Origin of the sequence: Niallia sp. FSL K6-0212, from assembly GCF_038007605.1 — a bacterium.
In the GTDB taxonomy this organism is placed as follows: Bacteria; Bacillota; Bacilli; order Bacillales; family Cytobacillaceae; genus Niallia; species Niallia circulans.
The window spans coordinates 1,306,354-1,331,091 of record NZ_JBBOXL010000001.1 but is presented as its reverse complement, the minus strand read 5'-3'; the positions used below and the strand labels follow the sequence as shown (position 1 = coordinate 1,331,091).

General features: G+C 36.0%; 20 protein-coding genes and 1 tRNA gene. 1 reads left to right on the top strand and 20 read right to left on the bottom strand.

Annotated features, from left to right (window positions below):
* Positions 1-64: 64 nt before the first annotated feature.
* From cysK to spoIIE, 9 genes are all read right to left on the bottom strand, one after another.
* Positions 65-997 (bottom strand): cysteine synthase A, encoded by a 933-nt coding sequence (gene cysK / locus MHH96_RS06115; protein WP_047944399.1) that lies wholly within the window; start codon positions 995-997, stop codon positions 65-67.
* Between the two features lie 362 nt (positions 998-1,359).
* Positions 1,360-2,238 (bottom strand): Hsp33 family molecular chaperone HslO, encoded by an 879-nt coding sequence (gene hslO / locus MHH96_RS06110; RefSeq protein WP_047944397.1) that lies wholly within the window; start codon positions 2,236-2,238, stop codon positions 1,360-1,362.
* Positions 2,239-2,298: 60 nt separating this feature from the next.
* Complete coding sequence (locus MHH96_RS06105) at positions 2,299-3,075, bottom strand: type III pantothenate kinase (RefSeq protein WP_047944396.1); 777 nt, start codon at positions 3,073-3,075, stop codon at positions 2,299-2,301.
* A gap of 219 nt (positions 3,076-3,294) precedes the next feature.
* Positions 3,295-5,202 (bottom strand): ATP-dependent zinc metalloprotease FtsH, encoded by a 1,908-nt coding sequence (gene ftsH / locus MHH96_RS06100; protein ID WP_047944393.1) that lies wholly within the window; start codon positions 5,200-5,202, stop codon positions 3,295-3,297.
* Positions 5,203-5,309: 107 nt separating this feature from the next.
* A complete protein-coding gene (hpt, locus tag MHH96_RS06095; RefSeq protein WP_047944392.1) occupies positions 5,310-5,858 on the bottom strand; it encodes a hypoxanthine phosphoribosyltransferase in 549 nt (182 codons plus the stop codon).
* A 22-nt stretch (positions 5,859-5,880) separates the two neighbouring features.
* Entirely contained in the window at positions 5,881-7,266 is a 1,386-nt protein-coding gene (gene tilS / locus MHH96_RS06090) for a tRNA lysidine(34) synthetase TilS (protein ID WP_047944391.1), read from the bottom strand.
* Between the two features lie 150 nt (positions 7,267-7,416).
* Positions 7,417-8,424 carry a serine/threonine-protein kinase gene (locus tag MHH96_RS06085; RefSeq protein ID WP_328283079.1) on the bottom strand — a complete coding sequence of 336 codons (1,008 nt, stop codon included), beginning with the start codon at positions 8,422-8,424 and terminating at the stop codon, positions 7,417-7,419.
* Positions 8,393-9,127, bottom strand: a complete 735-nt coding sequence (locus tag MHH96_RS06080; protein ID WP_047944388.1) for a vWA domain-containing protein — start codon at positions 9,125-9,127, stop codon at positions 8,393-8,395. Before MHH96_RS06080 ends, MHH96_RS06085 begins: the two co-directional genes overlap by 32 nt.
* Positions 9,128-9,311: 184 nt before the next feature.
* Positions 9,312-11,789: a stage II sporulation protein E gene (gene spoIIE, locus MHH96_RS06075; RefSeq protein ID WP_047944387.1), complete on the bottom strand. Its 2,478-nt coding sequence runs from the start codon at positions 11,787-11,789 to the stop codon at positions 9,312-9,314.
* Positions 11,790-12,193: 404 nt separating this feature from the next.
* Between spoIIE and MHH96_RS06070 the strand changes: the two genes are divergently transcribed.
* Positions 12,194-12,267 (top strand) — tRNA-Met (locus MHH96_RS06070).
* A 173-nt stretch (positions 12,268-12,440) separates the two neighbouring features.
* On the opposite strand, the gene MHH96_RS06065 is transcribed toward MHH96_RS06070, so the two are convergent.
* From MHH96_RS06065 to mfd, 11 genes are all read right to left on the bottom strand, one after another.
* Positions 12,441-12,923, bottom strand: coding sequence for a S1 domain-containing RNA-binding protein (locus tag MHH96_RS06065; RefSeq protein WP_047944385.1), 483 nt, complete (start codon positions 12,921-12,923; stop codon positions 12,441-12,443).
* Between the two features lie 94 nt (positions 12,924-13,017).
* Positions 13,018-13,413, bottom strand: coding sequence for an FtsB family cell division protein (locus MHH96_RS06060; protein ID WP_047944384.1), 396 nt, complete (start codon positions 13,411-13,413; stop codon positions 13,018-13,020).
* Between the two features lie 19 nt (positions 13,414-13,432).
* Entirely contained in the window at positions 13,433-14,056 is a 624-nt protein-coding gene (gene yabQ / locus MHH96_RS06055) for a spore cortex biosynthesis protein YabQ (protein WP_047944383.1), read from the bottom strand.
* A complete protein-coding gene (gene yabP / locus MHH96_RS06050; protein ID WP_047944382.1) occupies positions 14,053-14,355 on the bottom strand; it encodes a sporulation protein YabP in 303 nt (100 codons plus the stop codon). Before yabP ends, yabQ begins: the two co-directional genes overlap by 4 nt.
* 135 nt (positions 14,356-14,490) lie before the next feature.
* Entirely contained in the window at positions 14,491-14,748 is a 258-nt protein-coding gene (locus MHH96_RS06045; RefSeq protein ID WP_016204747.1) for an RNA-binding S4 domain-containing protein, read from the bottom strand.
* A gap of 21 nt (positions 14,749-14,769) precedes the next feature.
* Positions 14,770-16,227: a nucleoside triphosphate pyrophosphohydrolase gene (gene mazG / locus MHH96_RS06040; protein ID WP_047944380.1), complete on the bottom strand. Its 1,458-nt coding sequence runs from the start codon at positions 16,225-16,227 to the stop codon at positions 14,770-14,772.
* A 1-nt stretch (position 16,228) separates the two neighbouring features.
* The gene (locus MHH96_RS06035) at positions 16,229-17,839 is read right to left on the bottom strand and encodes a putative polysaccharide biosynthesis protein (protein WP_082138432.1); all 1,611 of its coding nucleotides are present in this window, start codon (positions 17,837-17,839) and stop codon (positions 16,229-16,231) included.
* A 395-nt stretch (positions 17,840-18,234) separates the two neighbouring features.
* Positions 18,235-19,332: a DUF1648 domain-containing protein gene (locus MHH96_RS06030; protein WP_047944377.1), complete on the bottom strand. Its 1,098-nt coding sequence runs from the start codon at positions 19,330-19,332 to the stop codon at positions 18,235-18,237.
* Between the two features lie 4 nt (positions 19,333-19,336).
* Positions 19,337-19,720 carry a GntR family transcriptional regulator gene (locus tag MHH96_RS06025; RefSeq protein WP_321198374.1) on the bottom strand — a complete coding sequence of 128 codons (384 nt, stop codon included), beginning with the start codon at positions 19,718-19,720 and terminating at the stop codon, positions 19,337-19,339.
* Positions 19,721-19,889: 169 nt separating this feature from the next.
* Positions 19,890-20,426 (bottom strand): stage V sporulation protein T, encoded by a 537-nt coding sequence (spoVT, locus tag MHH96_RS06020; protein WP_047944373.1) that lies wholly within the window; start codon positions 20,424-20,426, stop codon positions 19,890-19,892.
* Between the two features lie 631 nt (positions 20,427-21,057).
* Positions 21,058-24,597, bottom strand: coding sequence for a transcription-repair coupling factor (gene mfd / locus MHH96_RS06015; RefSeq protein WP_047944371.1), 3,540 nt, complete (start codon positions 24,595-24,597; stop codon positions 21,058-21,060).
* Between the last annotated feature and the right edge of the window lie 141 nt (positions 24,598-24,738).

Below are 24,738 nucleotides of genomic sequence, written 5' to 3'. Positions count from 1 at the left end.
TAATCAAAAAAAACAAAAAGCCCCCTTTTCAAAGGAGGCCTATTTCCAAGGCTGATTTTTATCCTTATTCTTCATCAAATTGATAAAGAGGTGTGCTTAGGTAACGTTCTCCATTACTTGGGATAATTGCAAGTACTTTTTTACCTTTTCCTAGCTCTTTTGCAACTTGTAATGCTGCATAAATAGCCGCACCAGAAGAAATTCCACCTAATACGCCTTCTTCTTTCCCTGCACGACGAGCATATTCAAAAGCGTCTTCATTTGTAACCTTAATAATACCGTCATAAACTTCACTATTTAAAATTTCCGGAACAAATCCAGCACCGATACCTTGGATTTTATGCGGTCCTGGTTTTCCACCTGAAAGTACAGGAGAATCAGCAGGTTCTACTGCATATATTTTAATATCGCTATATTTTTCTTTTAGTACTTCCCCAGCACCAGTAATGGTTCCACCTGTACCGATACCAGCAATAAACGCATCTAAGCCTTCCTCACCAAAGGCCTCCACAATTTCAGGTCCAGTTGTTAATCTATGTACTTCAGGATTAGAGATATTTTTAAACTGCTGCGGAATAAAGTAACCATTTTCTTTTGCTAATTCTTCCGCTTTACGAATAGCTCCACCCATGCCCTCTGGTCCAGGAGTTAATACTAATTCAGCACCGTAAGCTTTCAATAGTCGTCGACGTTCCACACTCATCGTTTCAGGCATAACTAAAATCGCACGGTAACCTTTTGCCGCAGCAACCATCGCAAGGCCAATACCAGTATTTCCACTTGTTGGTTCAATAATCGTACTGCCTGGTTTTAAATCCCCGCTTTTTTCCGCAGCTTCAATCATCGCAAGCGCAATTCGGTCTTTTACACTGCTTCCTGGATTCATATATTCTAACTTCAAATAAACATCTGCACTTGAATCGTCCACTAAACGATTTAATTTAACAATGGGTGTGCCACCGATAAGATCTACTACAGAATTTGCGATTCTTGACATTTTCTATCTCCCCTTATCTTTATTCCGAGTATTTTAATTGGTTTTATAATATTAATTTACCAAATACCTCCTTTGTTTGTCAATCGATATGTTTGTATTTTCGGAAAAATTAATCATTAGTTCTTTTCTGTCGAAGTTTTTACTTAAATCAGGGACAAAGTGGTTAAACACATGGAAGTATGAGCCAAATCGTTGAGTATATAAACCAAATTTGTTTTTCAACCAAGCTATTGGACTTCCAGACAAAAATTTCCTTTTTTAACCGACCACATCATCTCCACCCCATTACAAAAACGGAAAACATTCTTCATAAAAAACACCTGCAAGGGATAATGAATCCCAATTCTGCAGGTGTCTAATAACTATTTTGCTTCTTCTAATAATGTTTCTAGCTCATCCTTTGTAAACAGATATTTCTCATTACAAAAATGGCATTCTGCTTCGGCTTGTCCGTCTGTGTTGATAATATCTTCGATTTCTGCTTGACCTAAACTAATAATTGCACTTGAAAATCTTTCTTTCGAACATGTGCATGTAAAGGAAATTGGCATATTTTCAATTATTTTCACATTATCTTTTCCGCAAATTTCTTCTAAAAGCTCTTCTGGCGTTAAACCTTTTTCAATTAATTTCGAAATGGGCGGAATTTCACTTAATCTTTGTTCAATCTTTGTAATCGTTTCATCTTTCGCTCCAGGCATTAATTGAATAATGAAACCGCCAGCAGCTAAAATGCTGTTATCTGGGTTTACTAAAACTCCTACTCCAACAGAGGAAGGCACCTGTTCTGAATTAAACAAGTAATAAGTAAAATCTTCTCCAAGCTCTCCAGAAACAATCGGCACCTGTCCAGTGAAGTAATCACGCATTCCAATATCCTTTACAACAGATAGTGTGCCCTCTGTTCCTACAGCTCGTTTAACATCTAATTTTCCATGTTCATTTAAATCGAAATGAACTTGCGGGTTAGTAACGTAGCCGCGTACTTCCCCTTTAGCATTTCCGTCTACTAGGATAAGACCAATCGGACCACCGCCATCGATTTTCACTGTTAGTTTTTGATCTCCCTTTAGCATAGCTCCTAGCATTGCTGTAGCTGTTAATGATCTTCCTAGAGCAGCTGATGCTGTTGGCCAAGTATGATGTCTTCTTTGTCCTTCTCCTACTGTTTCTGTACTTCTGACTGCATACGCACGAACTTCACCATTAAACGCTAACGCTTTTACTAAATAATCGCTCATTGTTTACTCCTTATCTTTAATCAGTTAATGAACGGAATGAAAGTTCCGTTTAAACATATTTTATTTTAGTGTATCCTTATTCTTCTTATAAATAAGCTGTAACCCTTTTAAAGTAAGAAATGGGTCTACTTCATCAATAATATTTGACTCTTTTGCAATAAGGTTCGCTAATCCACCTGTAGCAATAACCTTTGGTTGTAAATTGCTTTCTGCCTTCATCCTTTTCACAATGCCTTCCACCTGGCCTACATACCCAAAAAGAATTCCTGACTGCATAGCTGAAACGGTATTTTTACCAATTACTCCTTCTGGTCTTGCAATTTCAATACGCGGTAATTTGGCCGCTTTTGAATACAATGCCTCTGTCGCAATATTAATACCAGGCGCTATCGCTCCACCCATGTATTGCTTTTGCTCATTTATATAACAAAATGTTGTAGCAGTCCCGAAATCAACAATAATCAACGGGCTCCCATATTCATGAATAGCCGCAACTGCATTAACAATTCGATCAGCTCCGACTTCCTTAGGATTATCATATTTTATGTTTAGTCCCGTTTTTGTTCCTGGACCCACAACTAACGGTTTTAAGTGAAAATACTTTTGACACATTCTTTCTAAAGAAAACATAATTGGAGGAACAACGGAAGAAATAATTATTCCATCAATATCTGAAAACGTTAAACCGACATGATCAAATAGGGATTTAATGATCATACCATATTCATCTTCCGTTTTATAACGATTTGTTTCAATTCTCCAATGATGCTTTAATTCTTCTTTATCATAAACACCTAATACTATATTTGTATTTCCAATATCAAAGACAAAAATCATTATAGTCACCACTTTTTATTAATTTCATTTTCCCGTCATTATCTCGTATCACTTTATTTACTTAGGAAAGCTATACCTAGAGTCTATCCAATACTGGAAATATCATAACATACAACCAGAAAGAGACAAAGCCTAAAGCAATGACTGCTTCGAAAAGATACGGTTGTAAAGGTTTTGACAAAAAAAAGACACGCTCGAAAGCGCATCTTTTTCCAACGATTACTCGTTATCATCTTTTTTGTTAATATTTACTTTTAGATCTTCCGTGCCTAAGGTAGTATCGGCCTTTTTCGTACGGTCAGGCAAGACACCATCTTTGTATAAGCTATTGATTTGTTCTGCATCCAACGTTTCAATTTCAAGAAGTGTTTCAGCGATTAAGTTCAACTTCTCACGGTTTTCTGTAAGAATTTGTTTTGCTCTTTCGTAACATTCTTTTATAATTCGTTGAATCTCTAAATCAATGTCATATGCAATTGCATCTGAATAATTTTGTTCATTATTTAAGTCACGACCTAGGAATACTTGACTTTGCGCTTGACCAAATTGTAATGGTCCAAGTTTATCACTCATTCCATATTCTGTTACCATTTTACGGGCAATACCTGTAGCTCGTTGGAAATCATTATGAGCTCCAGTACTTACTTCCCCAAATACGATATCCTCAGCAACACGACCGCCAAGTAATCCAGTAATCTTATCAAGAAGCTCTTGTTTCGTCATTAAGAAACGATCTTCCTTAGGAAGCATAACTGCATATCCACCAGCTTGGCCTCTAGGTACGATTGTTACTTTATGAACCATATCCGCCTCATCTAATACAACACCAATAATCGTATGTCCAGCTTCATGGTAAGAAACAATGTTTCTTTCTTTTTTGGAAATAACACGACTTTTCTTGGAAGGTCCAGCAATAACACGATCTGTCGCTTCATCCATGTCTTCCATGTCGATTTTCTTTTTATCCGCTCTCGCTGCAACAAGTGCAGCTTCATTTAGAAGGTTTTCTAAATCCGCACCAGAGAATCCTGGAGTACGTTGAGCGATGCTTTTTAAATTAACAGACTCATCTAACGGCTTATTACGAGCATGTACACGTAATACCGCCTCACGACCATTAACATCTGGTCTATCTACCGTAATTTGTCGGTCAAAACGACCTGGACGTAACAATGCAGGGTCAAGAATATCAGGACGGTTTGTAGCAGCAATGATAATAATCCCTTCATTTGCACCGAATCCATCCATTTCAACTAATAGTTGGTTTAACGTTTGTTCACGTTCATCGTGTCCTCCGCCTAAACCAGCGCCACGCTGACGACCTACAGCATCGATTTCATCAATAAAGATAATACAAGGAGCATTTTTCTTCGCATTTTCAAATAAATCACGAACTCGAGAAGCCCCTACCCCAACAAACATTTCCACGAAGTCAGAACCACTGATAGAGAAGAAAGGTACACCAGCTTCTCCCGCTACAGCTCTAGCAAGTAATGTTTTACCTGTTCCTGGAGGTCCATTAAGCAGGACACCTTTTGGTATTCTAGCACCTAGCTCAGCAAATTTCCGTGGATCTTTTAAGAATTCCACCACTTCTACCAGCTCTTGCTTTTCTTCATCTGCGCCCGCTACATCATTAAAGCGAACCTTTTTCTTTTCTTCATTGTACAGTTTTGCTTTACTCTTACCAAAGTTCATTACACGGCCGCCGCCGCCACCTTGGGCTTGATTTAACAAGAAGAAAAATAAGATAAAAATAATCACAAACGGAATAATTGAAGTAAAGAATGTGATCCATCCACTTGTTTCTTGTGCAGGCTTGACATCGATTTTGGAACCTTCTGTAGCAGCCTTTAAGATCACTTGAGCATTTGTTTCATTATTAGTTACATAGGAAACAAACGTTTCATTTTCTTTATAGCCTTTTAATTTCCCGCGTATTTCAAGGACACCTCTTTCAGGCTGCTGCGTTATTTCGGCAACATCACCAGCATCAAGGTGATTTATTAATTCAGTATATGTTAATTGCTTGGTAGGCTGATTATTTCCATTGAAAAAACTAACCACACCGATAATTACTAAAAATATTAATAAATAAAAAATGGTATTACGAAAAATACGGTTCATCCCTTACCTCCTCCCACGGTAAACAAACTATAGAGTATAGTAACATAGAAAATTAAGTAAATTCAAGGAATTACCCTCTCCGGGCTAGAATTCCTCTTTTCATGTACTTATTCACTGTCACTCGTATAAACTTCCGGTTTTAAAACACCAATATATGGTAGATTTCGATACCTTTCCGCGTAGTCTAATCCATAGCCAACAACAAAAGCGTCTGGTACGATAAATCCTACATAATCAGCTTTAAGATCTGTCTTTCTACCAGTTGGTTTATCAAGAAGTGTCACAATTTTGATTGATTTTGCTTTACGATAACGGAACAACTCTACAAGATAGCTTAAAGTTAAACCACTATCAATAATGTCCTCGATAATTAGTATGTCTCTTCCTTCCACAGAAGTATCCAAATCTTTTAAGATTTTTACTTCTCCAGAAGATACAGTAGAATTACCGTAGCTTGACACATCCATAAAATCCATTTCAAGGTATGTATCCACGCGCTTTAAAAGATCTGCCATAAAGGGCATAGCACCTTTTAATACTCCAATTGCCAAAGGAAATTTATCTTGATATTCCTCTGTAAGCTGAAATGCCAAATCTTTGATTTTACCTTGTATTTCCTCTTCAGATATCAATATTTTTTCAATATCGTGTTTCATTTCTTGTGTGCCCCCTAGAAGATCATTGCTTTTTATATGTTATTAATAGATTACTACCACTATTCGTATTACTATGAGAATATATCGATTTTTTTAGTCCTGGAATCCAAAGAATTTCACCTTTGCTATCCGTAACGATCGGCCAATTCTCCCTCTTATGGATTGGAATCTTTTCATCGATAAAAATACGGTTCACTTTTTTCCTTCCAACCATCCCTTTCAAATGAATTCTATCGCCATCTCTTCTAGTACGGATAATAAGAGGAAAGGAAATAGAAGATGCATCCAAAAGAATACAATGGTCATCAATAATCGTTTCACCGTCTATATATTCTACCTTAATATTGTACCCATTTGGTAATAATAACTCTCCCATTTTTGATAATTCATAATAAAAGGATTGTGCTGGAGAAAAATTAAGTTGAAAATGAAGAAAATGATACGACTTTTTCACTTTCAAACCATTCGGGAGATCAATATTTCCAGAAGAATGAGGACTCTTAAGTAATATCATCATTTGCTCAGTATGTAATGCGGATAATGAAATAGGTATCTCGTCATAGAGATAATTTAATATTAGTTGAATACATCTTCTTTGTAAAGGAATAGCTATTAAAAGAAAACGATTAATATCAACTACTACTTCCGCAGCCTTTTTTTCAACCATTACATCAGAAAGCTTTTCTTCAGCCTGCTTCATTAAATAGGTTTCATCGTCTGTTAATTCTTCACTAAACCGTTGAAAATGCTTCGCCGCATGAATATTTTCTTTTTTTAAAAAGGGCACAACGTGTTTTCTGTATCTATTGCGGCTATAGGTATCTTTTTCATTGCTTGGATCTCTTCTTGGATTAAGATTATGTACTTTACAATATTCCTCAATGTCTTCCCTTTCTAAACATAAAAAGGGACGAATAATTTTCCCTGTACCAAAAGGACGCATAAAAGGAATTCCAGCCCTTGCTTTCCCTAAACTTCCTCTCGTTAATCGCATTAAGATAGTTTCTATTTGGTCATCTCCATGATGACCTAACGCTAAGTAATCTAAGTTATGCCTTTTCATTACTTTTTCATAGAAGGAATACCTGCATTCTCTTGCTGCTTTTTGTGAATTCATTCCTGTTTTTTGGATAAATGCTGGTAAATCTATTCGCTCCCAAGAAAAAGGAATGTTTCTTTCTTCACAGAACGATTTTACAAACTCAGCTTCATCGAGCGACTCCTCCCCTCTAAACATATGATCCACATGTCCAGCAAAAACCTTGATTTTCCATTCTTCTTGTTTTGTCCATAAAAAATGAAGAAGCGCTAAAGAATCTGGTCCTCCAGAAACTCCAACCAAGATTTTCTTACCTTCTAGGTTCATATTTTTTCCTTGCAGGTAATTTAAAATTTGATCCTCAAACATTTTTCATTACTTCCTTATCACTATCACTATTCTACCGGCCTTGATGTTATTACTTTTTCATCAGAGGTTGTAGTTACTATAGTCAAGGATATCACTTTTTTAAAAGTGATACCAAAGACTATTCTCTAAAAATTGCTGAAAATCCTCTTTTCAAGTTAATTGACCATATATATACAAAATATAACAAATAGAGATAAGGATAATGATGAGTATAGATTCAGCCCATCCTGCCTTTTTCTTCTTTTTAACCAATTTACTTCTTGTTTGAGCAGATGGAGCAGGTTGAATGTTCGCTTGGCGAGCTTTACTTCTATTCGTTCCAGCTGTTATCGTGCTTCTACTTGTTTTTTTTGATTCTCCACTTGTTAATTTTAAATAATCTAATCGCATTTCTTTTGCAGATAGATATTTTCCTGTTAACGCATTTAGTAGAATCCCCTCGAAACGCATTAATTCCTGCTTTTGTCGAATCATCATATGCAGCTGTTTGATCCCGCCCTCTTTTTTATTAAAGCGCTTTGGATAATAAAGATTCAGTATAATCATCGCAACAGCAAACAAATCATAGCTTGGCTCTGCCTTTCTTGTGCCTGCCCCCCAGTATCCTCTATCAAAGAACTCGGTAAATTCTTTAATCGCTCTCCCTTTTATGGTTGTCCCCCCTACATCAATACATCTAATTCTCGTTGGAGGTCCTGTAATAATCAGGTTTTCTGGTTTTAAATCTCCAAACACCCAATTATTTTCATGAAGATTTTGTAAGTCCTTTAATAATTGGATCATTAGCACATCGATCCATAAGTCTTCCTTATTATGGATAAAGGTTAGTAAATCAGGTCCATTAATATACTCCATTACATAAAAAGAAATAGTTCCTCTATTTGTTACCCAATCATCTACATCTATTAAAGAAGGTCCAAGGCTATAACCTTGGACCTTTGCGAAGGATTTCAAAACATTTACTTCAGAAGTTATAGATACACTGTTGTTGCTTAATTTCAAAGCAACTCTTCCTATTTTGGAATCTGCTAAAAAAACTGTCCCATTCGCTCCATAGCCAAGTTCCTTTAAGATTGTATATTGCTTGTTATGCCACTTTCCTTTTATTACTGTTCCACTATTTATTTTAAATTGACTCTTCGATGTATTCATCATCACTTGAAATCAAGCTCCTTAATGAGCGCTTATGCTTAAAGTAACGAATGGCTTCCTTTAAAGCTGGACCTGTTGGTGTAATGCCTCCTGTCGATAACTTTGGAAAGATACTTGTTAAAGATTCAAGACGAGGTGTCCAATCCATTAATTTTTCGACATCTTTCTTTTTCCCGGGAAATACAAACACAGAGTAGCGATTCTCGCCAGATCGAGCATTCAAGCTTAAAGATAGATCAAGCAAAGCTTCTTTTACAGTTGGTAGTTTATGTTTCATACTAGCGCTTGTATCTAGTAATACTAGCACTTCCAGCTCAACAGTTTCCCCCAGTTCGTCCACAACCTCCATTACCTCTCCTCTTTTTTCGGGAGGAAGATCCTCCATCGTCTTAGAGGAACCTAATATTTGCTGAAGCTCTTTATTTACTACCCCTTGGAGTGTTTGGGTCATCGCCTTTTTTGTTACCATTTGGACAGTCTGACTTAACTGCTGTGCATAAACCACTTGACTAACACCGCCTCCAGAGAGTGCAATGCCTTCAATTTCTTTCATCCCCTGCTCATCAATTGTATCTTGTTCCATTACCCCAATAACATTTACTGTAATTCCTTGTTCATTTGCTAATGCTGCCATTGCGACAGGATCTTCTCCTTTATTAGAACATCCATCTGTGATAAGCAAAATCTGCTTTAACGTACCTGTTTTCATAAATATCTCCCCTCCATCTTTATGAGTTAGTCCCATTCTCGACGAAAAGAGAAGTATTTATACCTGTTCTGAAGGATAAACAGATTAGTATAATAAAAAACTAACAAACAGTATTTTTCTCCTACTGAATGTTAGTCCATTTAAATTTTTATAGAACTAGAAGGACCATTTTAAACTGACAAATTTAGTTTGCAATTTGCTTAAAGCCTTTTACTGGAATGGACGCCCACTTTGGAATATTATGGTCGATTTTCGCAACTAATACGGTCATGTCGTCTTCAATTAACCCTAAGCGGGAGCGGATAACCTCCTCCATAATTAAATCTGCTACCTCTTGAGGGTTCTCTGTTTTTAATTCCTTAATTTTTCTCTTCATCCAAATCTCAAAGTTTTCAACATGTTTTGGTCCTTCAAACACACCATCACTCATCATAATGAGAAGATCTCCAGCCTTTAATTGTTCACTCACAACATCCACATCAAATTCTTGCAGGATTCCCATTGGCAAATTACTTGCCTGTATTTTCATAACCTTTGACCCTCTTTTGATGAAACTAGGTGTAGAGCCAATTTTCAGAAATTTGACTGCTGCGTTTTGGAGATCAATCATTGCTAAATCCAGTGTGGAAAAAATTTCATCCGTTGTTCGCAAAGAAAGAATAGAATTAATTGATTTTATCGCTACTTGTTCTTCAATCCCTGATTGCAGAATTTTTTGCAATAATTGAAGGGTCTCTTCACTTTCTACATGTGCCCGCTTCCCATTCCCCATTCCATCACTAATTGCCATAGCGTATTTACCTAAACCTAGTTCAATAGTAGAGTAGCTATCTCCCGAAATAAACCCGCCATCCTTTGCTGCATGCGCAACACCAGTCTCTATTGTATAAGCTTTTGCTGACCGGAATGTTGCATGACTATAGTCTTTGGAATACTCAGAAACCTCCTCTTTATTTACAATAATGGTCTCGCCAAGAATATCGGATAGCATTGGTGCAATTAGTTTTTCACATTCTCCGTAGCCTGTATTGTATGGAATAGTGATATCGATATCTACATTTCCTTGTTCCAAGCTGTATATTTCAACATTTTCAATATGAATGCCAAACTCTTGAATAGCTTCTAGGATTAATTCCTCCTGCTTGTAGTGATTTTCTCTTTCTCTTTGAATTTCTTTCGCAAAATCACCCATTACCTCAGAAACACCGAGCAATTGATCTGCAACTAATTTTCTGCTTTCCTGTACTTGTTTTTTTAATTTTTGATTTGCCTGATACAATGTCAATTCTTGATGGATTGCATCTGTCACCTTCTTCGACCTTGTACAATGCTTATCCCACTCCCTTTGAAGGCTAGAGGAAATATTCCCACCAGTATCAGCCATTTCAGTCATAATATCTTTCATATAGTCATAGGTTGTATTAAAGTTACGTGCCCAGCAATGTTCTTTACGAAAACATGTCTGACACGTCTTTTCTGTCACATTGCTTAAAAAGTAGTCTAGCTCCTTGTCTTCTTCCTCTATCATTTCACTTATATTTGTGGGAGAAAAACTTTTAGAGAGTGCTTGAAATACATTGGAAAACTGAGATACTCTTTGAGCTGTTACATCTCTCATTTTTCTCATATATTGCTGTTGTTCTTGGGAATATTCTGCTGTTCCTGGTATATGCTTTGCTATGCGTGAGGTTAAACTTCTCGGTGTCATAAGAAATAGGAAAACAGCTATAGTTGTTTCCATCAATGAAACAGATAGGACGCCCCCACCTTCTCCATACATGCCAATAAGGAGAGTAGCAATAAATAAACCAAGTGCTACACCGATTTTCTTTCCTTCTTTCAGCAATCCACCTAGAAGACCAGAAAAAGCCAATAAGCTCATATGATAGAAGCTAGAGATGCTTGCAAGACTAAAAATTAATCCGGTAACAACGCCAACAGTCGAGCCAATAGTGGCCCCTGCAATAAAGGAAAAGAGGAGAACTAAATAACGAGACATAATATGTTCAATCGATAAGCCATAAACAGCCCAGCCAATTGTTCCAGTCATAATAGAAGCTAGCATAATGATAAGACAGACAATTTCTTCTGTTTTAAGGGCTTGTCTTCTTTTATTGACCGTGAGTAACGGCAGACTTTGTAAAAAAATTAATGTAAGTATATAGCCAAGACTTCCTTCTACAAACGCTAACATTCCACCATACAGTGTAAAACCATTTGTTAAAAGATAGGCTTTCACTAAGCTGCCTAAAAAGACTAGTCCAAACACAAATAATGGTACAAGTTGCTGCTCTTTATTTTTCCAATTTAAAATGATTTTATAGCTAATCAAAAAGAAGAAAGACAAGACAAAATTAGAAGCTGCCTCTGTTACCCCTAAAGTAGCAGCACCGGCTATTAATCCAATAAGCGCGAGTGGTGCTTTATCTTTCCTTGATAGATATACTGCTGCAAAAAATGGAAGAGCAAAAGGAGTAAGTTGTCCTAATATTAAGGCTCGTCCAAGTAAAAAACCGAGAATTAATAGTAAAAAGCCCTTTACTAAAAAGAAGTTTTCTACTTTTGTATAAAATTTATGAACTAATGAACTGAAGCTATCCCGTGACTTCCCAAAATCAACTTCACCAATCGGATCGATTATATCCCTTTCCACTTTCTCCATAAACCACACTCCCTAACAAGTATCGTTGCTCCACATTATAGAAGGTAGATATTTAAAAGTTTGTCAAAATAACGAAGCAGTTCCAATCTTTCGCTCGACTTCTTTCCTCCAATTTTTTATGGAAATACAAAATTCGATAGATTCCTTCTATCCAGGAAAAAGTAGTTACTTTATAATTAGTGAGCCTTATCAACAGACAAGCTTAATATAAATGGTCTTTTCTACTGTCACTTTTTTTATATTTCTTGCTTGTTTTTGTCATTTCATGCAATATGCTTTTTGGTCTTTCTACTCATTAACAAGTGCTTAAACATACATTAAACTACCCTATTAAATAAATGTCTAAAATCTATTGACATTGCGATTATTTATTTGTATTATATTAATTGTCTTGTTAATATTATGGCGGTGTAGCTCAGCTGGCTAGAGCGTACGGTTCATACCCGTGAGGTCGGGGGTTCGATCCCCTCCGCCGCTATCCAAAAAACCACGTAAAAAAATTTACGTGGTTTTTTTGTATTCTTTTTTACTGCATAGCTGAACAGACAAACTTCCTATAAAAATATAAAAAGCAAGCCAAATTGGCTTGCCTAAGCTATGGGAATATATAAACGATAAACCCTGCTATCTATTTGGTTATTCAGCAGCAAGTTACCCTCGTCTAGCGCCTCTTCCCCCGCGTTTCGACTCAGTATTTCGTTTCAGAGAAGCTAATCGATCTTCACTGTCTTTTAAGAAACGAGCCATTTTCGATTCGAAATTCTCCTTAGGAGCACGATTTTCATTTGATTTTGCATTACGTGACCTTTGAGAATTCCCTCCGGAATAGCCGCCTCTTGATTCTCTTCTTTCTCCGCGTTCGTATTGTGGTCTTTCTGGTCTCTCGGGTCTTTCTGGTCTATCTTTTGCTTTCTTAATAGATAGTCCAATTTTTCCGTCTTTCTCGACATTAATCACTTTCACTTCGACTTCATCGCCTACTTTTAAGTGATCATTAATGTCTTTTACATAATTGTCTGCGACCTCACTAATATGAACAAGACCTGTTGCGCCTTCTGGGAGCTCAACAAACGCACCAAAATTAGTAATTCCTGTTACCTTTCCTTGTAACTTGCTGCCTACTTCGATTGACATAAAAAAGTTTTGCCTCCTTAAGGATATAAAAAATCGTACTTACTTATATTATACAGAATGGAAAAAAAGAGTGTCAATATTACTGCTGACCTTATTATTTTCCAGTTGTATTTTTTACATCTTTTTCAGGGATATTAAAAATAATTTCCCCTTTTTTTGAAAGTAATAAGTCTTTCCTTGCTAATTTAGCTAAATACTCTTCATCATTTAACTTAGCAATTTGGTCTTTTAGGTCTGCCTCTTTCTTTTCTAATGCAACAAGTTGTCCATCTAACTTTTCTTTCTCTGCTCTTTTCTCTTTTAAAGTGGAGCTTTGTGATATGAGTGTGGAAATCATGATAAAGCCAATAACAGCAGCACATACAAAGAACGTTGTCAGCCTGCGCATCAATAGCTTTTTCTTTCTAGCTCCACTAAGACTATTAGCTTGATGCTGTAAATTATATTCTGTTGGAAATGTTGTAACATCTGGTTTTCTTATGGCACTCATATGAGGCTCCTCCTTTCCATTATTTTTTTCTTTTAGCCATCCATTGTTTCAAATAGTTCTTTATTTCAAAGTAATATCCTGCCAATTTATTAAAAATTCTCTCGACGAATAATTTACCCTTTTTCGGCACAATTAGCCACAGCAGGGATAAAAGCCATTCAATTGGTTTAAAGAGTATTCCTATGATAAATCTTAATGTCCTAATTATACCATTGACAAGTGCCATAAGTCCCTTACCTAGAGCAATTATTATCGACAAAAGGAAGAAAATGATAGATTTAATTGGCTTATATACAATATTTACACCTATTCTAAGGAGAAAACGATAAGCATGGACACAAAAAGAAATAATTCCTTTTAATAATTGAAGGTAAAGAGTTTGAAATAAACTTTTGTACATAGCAAAACCTAATAGCAATGCTAAAGCCAAGTAAATGCGAACTTCTCCTTTGTTTACTAGAAAAAGAACATAAAACATAAGAAGAGCTTGCAAAACCCAAAAAAGGATATCATGGATAAAAACAATACTTCTTTTCCTTTTTGGCCTTTTCAAGAAGTATTGATATGTATCTAAACTTATTCCAAAGAATAGACCCATGCTAACCATTGCCAGCATGGTCATAAATTGTGTAGATAGTGTCATCGGAATATCTTGCTAAAGAATCCCTTAGCCTTATCTCCACTTTGATCATCCACATAAACTAAATCAAATACCTTACCTTTAATAGAGACGATTCCCTTTTCTACATCAAGGTTTTTCATTTGCAGATTTTGACCGCGAATAGATAAAAATCCCATTACTGTTTCTAATATAAATTCTTCGTTATCAAAACTCTCTACTTGCTTTACACCCGTAATATCAAGCAGCTTTCTTCCTCTCATAATCACATCATGGTCTACAGTATTACTTTTGGTCATATTTGATTCATGATATTGGCTCATCATTATCCCTCACAATCCATTAGTACAATCTCTACTTGTACAAATATATGTGAGGAATCCTTATTTTAGAACAAGCCTTATAAGCGAAGAAAATAACCCTACTTTGTTTATTGCCATCTATATCGATTACTAAACTTAAGAAAGTGTTTCTTCTTTAATTATTTTATACATATTGGCAGCATCTTCTTTTTTCGTGGATTCCTGCAACATTTCCACCTTAGCTGTAACTAGCTTTTGCCCAAAACGAACCTGCAGCTCATCGCCGACCTTCACATTTGTGCTTGCTTTCGCCTGCTGTCCATTCACTAAAATTCTTCCTTGATCCGCAACTTCCTTTGCCAATGTTCTTCGTTTAATTAAGCGCGAAATTTTCAAGAATTTATCCAGTCTCATCCTAATAGCTCCTTCATATTGTTATTTTTTCTTTGCTTCATTCCAAAATTGGTCTAATTCTTCTAAATTCATTTGGCTCCATTCCTTCCCAGACTCTTTTACCCTTTCTTCTATATAAGAAAAGCGCTGTATAAACTTTTTATTTGTCCGGAAGATGGCTAATTCTGGATCCACTTTATAAAACCTAGCAATATTTACAAGCGAAAACAAAATATCACCAAATTCACTTTCTATTTGTTCATTATTATTAACCTCTTTTAATTCCTCTTGAAACTCCAGAATTTCCTCTTTTACCTTTTCCCAAGCTCCTTCTACATTCGGCCAATCAAATCCTATCTTTGCCGCTCTTTTTTGCAGTTCATAAGCTTGCATTAAGTTAGGCAACGCACTATTTATTCCCTCTAAAACAGACTCCCTGTCCGTTTTCGCTTCTTGTTTTTTCGCATTTTGCCAATGTTTCATCACATCATCAACAGAATCTGCTTGTTCTTCTCCAAATACATGTGGATGTCTACGAATCATTTTATCGGAAATCCCTTCCAATACATCATCAATAGAAAAATAACCCTCATCTTCTCCGATTTGACTATGAAGCATCACTTGCAATAACACGTCTCCAAGCTCTTCAATAATGTGGTCAATATCTCCTTCATTAATGGCTTCAATTAATTCATAGCTTTCTTCCAGTAAATATTTCCGTAAGCTTTCATGGGTTTGCTTTTTATCCCATGGGCAGCCATTTGGTCCACGAAGCTCTGCTATTATCTGCCTCAGTTGAGAAAATTCTTTATATAAGAATTTTTCTTCCTGAACAGGAGGCACATATATGCTTGTTAAATTATTTAAATCTACCTCTCTATCCAACTCATGCAGCTCTATTTCTTTTATCTTTTCTAGACTGCTTCCCGCTGCAGTGACAATCTTAATTGGATAATCATATGGCAGCATATCCATTAAGGTTAACTTCACTTCGGATGCAGAAAAAGTATCATATACCTGGCCAATAATCAAATGATTTCTAAGCTGAATACTTGCTCGATTAAGAGCAGTTCCGTCTAGCAGCTGAAAACCCTCAATTGGATCAATTCGCAATGCCTGAAAAATACTGTCTAAAAAGCTTTGACCCCCAGCAATTTCGATAGAGGCAATTCCTTCTTTATCTTTTTCTATTAAGAGTTGTACTGTTTTCTCTGCAACAAGCGGGTGACCTGGAACAGCATAGACAATATCCATCTCTTTTGCTTTTTCTAAAAGGAATTCAACAATCTCCTCATATACGGCTTCAAATTGATTATGTTTTTCATAAATAGAATCAAAGGAATAAAAGGTTATTCCCTCTTGCTTAAGCGTTGAGATAACGGGATGATCCTTCGTCCGGACATATACAGTTTTATTGTCATCAATTAAGCTGCGATAGACACCTAACGGCAGCTGGTCTATATCCCCAGCTCCTAATCCAATAATTTTTATTTGACTCATTTTATTTCCTTCCTTTTTTCGGTAAAAACCATTTTAGTTTACTTCCTAATGGTAATAATGATAATTCCTTTTCTTTAAAAACATTTCCTCGCAACACGATTGCCACATATATTATTCCACCTATTACTACCCCGGATACTGCTTGAATAGCGCTTTTAATCCGGTCATGCTCGATCCCTTCAAGCAGTATAGAAGTAAGTGGTATATATCCTCTCAGTACAAGTAACATAACTAGACTCGCACCACTTATAATCATTATCTGTTTTAAACTAATAAGCGGTTCTTTGACTATTTTTTTCAATTTTACTGCCATTAAAATTAGAATGATAGATAATACAATAAGCGATGCATAGGCTGCTCCATCTATCCCAAAGGCAGGAATGAGCACAATGTTAAGAACATACTTCCCTATAAAACCTAATACAATCAAAAGGGCTGGATAGAAAGATTGCCCTAAGCCTTGAAGAACGGCCATTATCGTTGCAATAATAGCATTAAGGAATATTACAAAAAACAGAACAGTAAGCACTTCTGAACCGGCATCATTCTTAAACAGCATGCTGTTTGTCTCTCGAATAATCCCAATTAGCCCTACAGTCGCTCCAAGTCCAATAAAAAAACTGACTAAAAGAGAGAAATGGATATTTCTCATAAGATCCCTCTTACTTGTCTTTTGGCGATTCTTTGTAATAAGCGGGACAATACTTAAAGCCATCGAAGTAGAAATGATACTTCCAATTTGTATGAGCGGCTGCCCTCTATCATAAATTCCTTTCATCACTTTGGCCTTTTCATCAGCCATGCCATTTTCCATTAATAAGGAATATAAATTCAATGAATCTGCTAATTGCAATAACACTAAAAGCATACTACTAATAGAAATAGTTATGCCCTCATATATTACTCTTTTACAAAGAATACGATTCTCCTTTTCAAAAAGAAGCGAAAAGTGAAAAAGCGAAAAAGAAAGGGCGGATTTCCTATAAAAATAAATTAAGACGAACAAGGAGAGTAAGCCTCCGACAACAGAGCCAAACATAGCACCTGCCCCAATGGCATATAAGGAGTAACCTTGATAAGAAAAAAACACAGCGACGAACAGAATAATCCCTACTCTGATTAATTGTTCGCCCACCTGTGAAACTGCTGTCGGAATCATATTTCCTTCCCCTTGGAAAATCCCTCTCAAAATAGCAATCAAAGGGGAAAACAGAAACGCAAAAGAAATAACTTTCATTAAGGATGCCAGATGAGGATCTCCCATCCAAGAGGCAAGTCTTCCTGCATTAAAAAATAGAGCTAGAAAAGCTATCATGCCAATGGGAACAAATAAGAAAAAAGAGGAACTCACAAGTCTATTTATACCTGATTGATTCCCCTCTACTTTCATTTCCATATACAATTTTGATAGTACGACTGGAAAACCATATGTAGATAAAGCAATAATTACCCCATAAAAGGGATAAACTTGCTGATAGATATAAAAGCCTTTATCACCAACAATATTTTGAAACGGTATTCGATATACAGCACTTAGTACTTTAGTTATTAAGGCAGCTATCATGAGAATAAAAGCGCCTTTAAACCAGACATTTGATTGCGAAGTCTTCACATGTCTAGCTCCTTCCATAATTACTTTCGCTAGTATTATAGCATAGTTAGATGGAAGATGTATCCTTGCACATAACACTTTTTCCATAAATTAACATAAAAAGAGGAGGGGGACATAAGTGTTTAAGTCAAATTTAACCCCGAACAATTATACGCAAACAAAATTCGTATAATTGTCCGAGGCTTTTATCTATTTTATGAAAGAGAGGTTGTGGTAATCACCCGCAGACTGAATACACTTCGCTTCCCATGGGGCGAGCGCCAAGCCTCCTCGGCGCATAGAGTGTCTGTAGCGTAATGGAACGAATTGGTTTCACAACTAAATTAGAGGTTGTTCATCTTTATCCATTATATATTTTGTTTTTTCCCAGCCACGCCTAAAAACAAATCCCCTTATTACATAATGCTTATCAAGATAATAATAAGCATTGGTAGAAAAACAATGACATACCCAATTGGATTAGCAAAGTTTAATGTCCAGCCAACACCAAAACGCTTCTCCACAAAAATAGAAGGATCGCTTTTATTAAAATAAAATAAACCACCTTTCCAATAGCTATCTCCATCAAAAGATGAGATTTCTTTGGTGTCCTGTTCTTCTCCCTCCGCTCCGCGATTTAATCTTTCTAATTTAATCGTAAAGAAAATTGCTCCAATTAATAAAGATAAGGTAATAATAATTGGAATAAGAAAGACTAAGTGATCACTGAAGATATTATCGTATAAAATTGTTAATTGTAACAATATGATAGGAACCGTTATAGCAATAGACGTAAGAAGAAAGAACCAGCTTGTATATTTGCGATACTTTAGCTGTCTAAGCTTAGATGCTTGTTTATTATTGGCACTTATTTTAATCCCTGATTTTTTAGTGGCGCTGTTTATACTTAAGAACATAATCTGCATAACCAGTAAAATCAATAGCATGGACACACCAGATATAGGCGTCTTCTTCGTAAATCGATCAGCTTTTCCAGACAATCCCCAGTGTACAGGTATTTCCGCTGGTAATAAATGATACTGTGTTGCCGTAAAGATCAAAAATCCTACCGTAATAATTATTGGAATAAGAAATACATACCACGGGAGCATCTCATCCTTTTGTCTAACTCCAATTTCTGTTACATTTATTTCTTTTAGCTCCTCCTCCCACTTATTCTCTGCTTTTAGTGCCATCATTTTTCCGTGAAAGTAAAAGTAGAGACTTAAGCTCCAAAACAAAATAGCAAACAGCAAAACGGTTCCACCAATCGCTACTTGATCTGCTTGAATATTATTCGCAGCTTGCCAAATATAATAAGCTATAATCCCAATAAGAGAAGGAACGATAACGAAGAGAGAATATCGTCTTTTATAGGTTGAAATTTGCGGATTATTTACTTGTTTGTTGGGAATGGTTACCCCAAATACAACTGTTTTTCGTACTAGAAAAGGCATAGCTGCTTCAAAAAAAACAGTAATGATGATCATACTAATAAAAATAATGGTTTCCATTTTTTTATTCCTCCTTTAATTTATGGATAATGGATTGTATTAACCCAGTTATTTCTTTTTCCTTCATTCCTATTACTAACGCCTCCACAATCATTGGTTTTAAGCTATTTGAAATTCTGTCCTGCTCTTCTTGGGTTGGAATCCCATTGTTTGTTCGAATGATTGCACCAGATTTAGGAATAATTTGAATAAGCCCCTTTTTTTCGAGAGCATGATAACTTTTATTCACAGTATGCATATTGACACCTAAATCAGCGGCCAGTGAACGAACAGATGGTAACACATCACCATCCTGTAATTCTTGCCTAATTATCCCTATCATGATTTGCATAGTAAGTTGTTCATAGATGGGCATTTCCAATTCAGGATTTATTTGTATATACATCATTAATCACCTCATACTGTTATATTCTCATTATAACAGATTTGTTCTACTTTTAGTAGAACAATTTTCATCATAGAGTGCTATTCTTTTCGTAAACAAAAAAAGTCGACAGCTCTTTCCCGAGTTTGTCGACTTTTAAAATATATGGTTTAGTAAAAATGTTAGGCAAACCTTATGATTCCATTTGGCGAGCTAAAAATCCTGCTGCGGTTTCAACTGCCTTTTTCTCTACATCACCAAGTGAATCCTCTTTTGCGAAAATGACAACTGCCCCAATTGGATCACCATTTGCAATAATAGGACCAATAGTATAGGCAGAAATCGTTTCAGTAGTACCATCAACTAAGGATACTTGGTCTTGTTGATTCATCAGTATGGACCCTCTATCCTCCATTGCCTTTTCCACTACACTACTAATGTTCTTATTTAAATAGTCCTTTTTCGATCCACCCGAAACAGCGATGTAAGAATCTCTATCACAAATTAGCACAGCATTTCCTAAACTATCATAGAGAGCCTCAGCATATTCCTTAGCAAAATCGCTTAATTCACTTATAGGTGAATATTTCTTTAAAATTACTTCTCCATCTCGATCAACAAAAATCTCTAATGGATCCCCTTCGCGAATTCGTAATGTTCTTCTGATTTCTTTTGGGATAACGACACGACCCAAATCATCGATTCGACGCACAATTCCAGTTGCTTTCATTCCGTGTTGCCTCACTTTCATCAGATGATTTTTTTTAAATTGGCGAAAGCATTCTCACTATACATGAAATGTTCACCATATTTAAACATAGTATCTTTCATATGGTAAGTTCTATACATTAATCATGCAAAATTTTCTCTAGGTAGCTTTATTTTCCTTTTTGAATATTTCAAGAAGGAAAAAGATGATTTACCATATTATCAATTTTACCTCCCAGATTGGGATAAACCATTTATTTATTTATTTATTATTGTATTTACTTAGATGTCATTCCAAAGAAAATCTACTATTGTTATCTATATTGTTTATACCCTTGTCCCCCTATATTAAACATCCTATTCACGCTATTTTCTTTATAAAATAGGGAAATGGAAAGGAAGGTGCACAAAGAATAGCTAATGTGGAAAGATGGGTAATCTATATAACGATTTCCATAATAACTGGTTTCTCATATAGTATTTATAAGCCAATTGTGGAGAACACTTTCCAAATTAGAGGATTTTAGATCTTTGAAAATGAAAAAACCAAATGATTATACGAAATGTTATTAGCATCCGTATAATCATTCGGGTTTCTCCTTTGTGGGAATACTTACATTCCAATCACAAGACTGTAAGGAAACTCATCCCTATTATTTAGTAACTTGTTCTGGTTCTTTTTTAAATGTATTTAATGCTTCTACCATTTCATGGCAAGCCTTCAGCCACTTTTCTTTTTCAACACCCTTTACATGGAAGATCATTTTTAATTTTCTTCCTTCCATACCAAGACCAATCATTCGACCATACTTAGAACTCTTCTCAAATATTTTTTGGCCATCCATACGGTCGCTTCCATGTTCCGATAATAAAATAAGTACTTCATCCTTCGTCTGCTTGATCAACTCTACTCCTGCTTGCTTTCCATAAATCTTCATTTCTGTAATTTTGAAAAGATACGAAACTTCTTCTGGATAGTCTCCAAAACGATCAATTAATTCTTCTCTTAGCTCTTCCATATCCTCTAAGGAAGTAACACCTCTAAAACGCTTATACATTTCAATTTTTTGCTGTCCATCATTAATGTAAAAATCAGGAATATAGGCATCTATATCTAAGTCGATTTCAATCGTCTGCCTTAGTTCTTCACTAATTGTTCCTTTTCTCTCTTCAATAGCTTCTTTTAGCATTTGAGAGTATAAGTCAAACCCGACTGAATCAATAAATCCATGTTGTTGGGCACCGAGAAGATTTCCTGCACCACGAATAGTCAAATCGCGCATGGCAATTTTAAAGCCAGATCCTAACTCCGTAAACTCTTTGATTGCTTGCAATCTTTTTTCTGCGACCTCTGTTAGAACTTTATCCTTCTTATACGTAAAATATGCATAAGCTACTCGATTCGAACGTCCAACCCTGCCTCGTAATTGGTATAATTGCGACAGCCCCATACGGTCTGCATCCTGGACAATTAGTGTATTTACATTTGGTATATCTACTCCTGTTTCAATAATCGTCGTACTTACTAAAACGTCATATTCCCCTTCTAAAAACCCAAGCATTACTGATTCTAATTCATTTTCTGTCATTTTCCCGTGAGCATAAGTAACTCTGGCGTCAGGCACCAACATTGAAATTTCCTCAGCCTTTCTCTCAATGTCTTCAACCCGGTTATACAGAAAATAAATTTGGCCATTTCTGGCAAGTTCTCTTTCAATCGCTTCTCTTACAAGTCCACCGTTATACTCCATTACATAGGTTTGAATAGGGAATCTATTTTCCGGAGGGGTCTCGATAACTGATAAGTCGCGTACACCTAGCATAGACATATGGAGTGTTCTTGGAATTGGTGTAGCCGTTAGCGTCAATACATCAATATTCGTTTTTAATTGTTTTATTTTCTCTTTATGCGTTACACCAAAGCGTTGTTCCTCATCGATAATCAATAAACCTAAATCTCGATAAGAGATATCTTTTGATAAAATCCGATGCGTTCCTACGACAATATCAATGGTTCCTGCTTTAAGTCCTTTTAGCGTGTCATTTTGCTGTTTTCTCGTTCTAAATCTGCTGAGTAAGCCAATTTCAATTGGATAATCTTGAAAACGCTCTCTCAACGTTTCATAATGCTGCTGCGCTAAAATAGTTGTTGGAACCAAGAAAGCTACTTGCTTTCCATCCGCTATCGCTTTAAAAGCCGCTCTGATTGCAACCTCTGTTTTCCCGTAACCAACATCTCCGCAAAGAAGACGATCCATCGGTCTTTCTCTTTCCATGTCTTTTTTGATTTCATGAATAGACCGTAATTGATCCTCTGTTTCCTGGTAGGCAAATGCCGCTTCAAATTCTCGCTGCATTTCCCCGTCTGGAGAGAAGGCATAACCAACAGAAGCCTCTCTTTCCGCATACAGCTTAATAAGATCATCCGCTATATCTTGAACAGAAGACTCTACCTTTTTCTTTACTTTCTTCCAATCGTTACCGCCTAATTTGTATATTTTTGGTTCTTTGCTCTCTGATCCAACATATTTTTGGACCAAATCAATCTGCTCAACAGGAACGTATAACTTATCATTTCCTTGATATCGTAAATGTAGGTAATCCTTGTGGACACCATTAATTTGAAGTGTTTCAATCCCAAGGTATTTACCAATACCATGGTTAACATGGACTACATAGTCACCAACATTTAACTCAGAGTAACTCTTTATACGCTCTGCATTTGTTAGTTTTTGTCTTCTTTTGGATAACTTTTTAGTCTTTGTCTTAAATAGTTCTTCTTCTGTTATTACCGCTAGTTTTAGGATAGGAAGCTCAAATCCTGACTGCAGATGACCTTCTAATAATTGAATTTTCCCTTCGGAAATCTTCTTAGCGTTTTTTTGAATCATTACTTCCATATCATAATCTTGAAGAACTTGCTCTAACTTTTCTAAGCGCTCCTCACTATTACCAAGCAGAACAACGGTGTAATGATTTTTTTTCCATCTTTCCATTTCTGTCTTCAAAACATTCATTTGCCCGTGGAAATTCTGCATTTGTTTACAGGATACATTTATGATATTTTGCGGATTAGTATTTGGAACATGGCGTAAGAATAAAGATAAATAGACAATTGGCTGTTTTGCCTGATGTAAAAGATGATTGATACTTTGAGATAAGGTTAACCCATGAATAATTTCTCCCTCACCTAACAAGCTTGTATACCAATCAGCTTCTTCTTTCTCAAGCGTGTCATTCATTTCTTGCACTCTACTAATTTCATCGACAATTAAAAAACCGTTACTCGGTAAATAATCTATTAAACTGACATGTTCTCCATAGAGAATGGATAAGTATTTATATAGTTGTTCAGGCTTTTGCCCATTTCTTAGCTGTTCCATTTCCCTGCTAATATTCTGTGTCAGTAACGTTCTTGTCGCTTCATCTTTTATTTTTTTTAAGCTTTGGGCTAAGCCTTTTTCCAGCATAGCCAGCAAGTCGCCGACTGCATTCTCATCATAAAGAATTTCTGTCGCCGGTCCAATGCTTACGTTTTCCTTTTTTTCCTTCGAGCGTTGATCCTCAAGCGAAAAGGCTCTAATCGAATCAATTTCTGTATCAAATAATTCAATACGGAGCGGATCTTCCTCTGTTAATGGATAAATATCTAAAATTCCACCGCGCACACTAAATTCTCCCGGCGATGAAACCATCTCCGAGCGTACATATCCCATATGAACAAGCTTTAATAAAAAAGCTTCTAAATCAAGATCTTGCCCAATTTCAAGTTTTAATTGCGCTTCCTTCCATAACTTTTTTGGAGGAAGCAGCTTTCTCAGACCTGCTACTGGCGCAATCATGATTCCCGACTTTTTTTTCGCCCAATAATTCAATACCTCTATACGCTGAGCCTTTAATTCTGGACTTGCAATACTAATTTCAGCTGCAATTAATTCATTTGCAGGATAGAGAAAAACGTCCTTTTCGTCCACTATATTGGTAATATCATCGTATAGCTTTTGCGCCTGTAATAAATTATGAGTCACAATTAATAATGGCTTCTTTGTTTTTTCATAAATTGAAGTCATATATAAAGTACGTGCTGAATTGGAAAGTCCTGAAACTAATTGTTCATGTAATCCAGCATCTAGTCCTGAAATGACATTTTGTATATCTTCTTGCTGTTTAAATAATTGTTTTAGCCCTAACAAAAAATTTTCCCTCCCATTCGAAAGCAAAAGACACCATAAAATGGTGTTGAGCTAGTTTTTTCTTATTTTTTAGTAAAGTATATGACTTCCTGCTTGCTAGCTCTTTTTATTTTCAACGTGCATCCATTCCTGATAATTTGT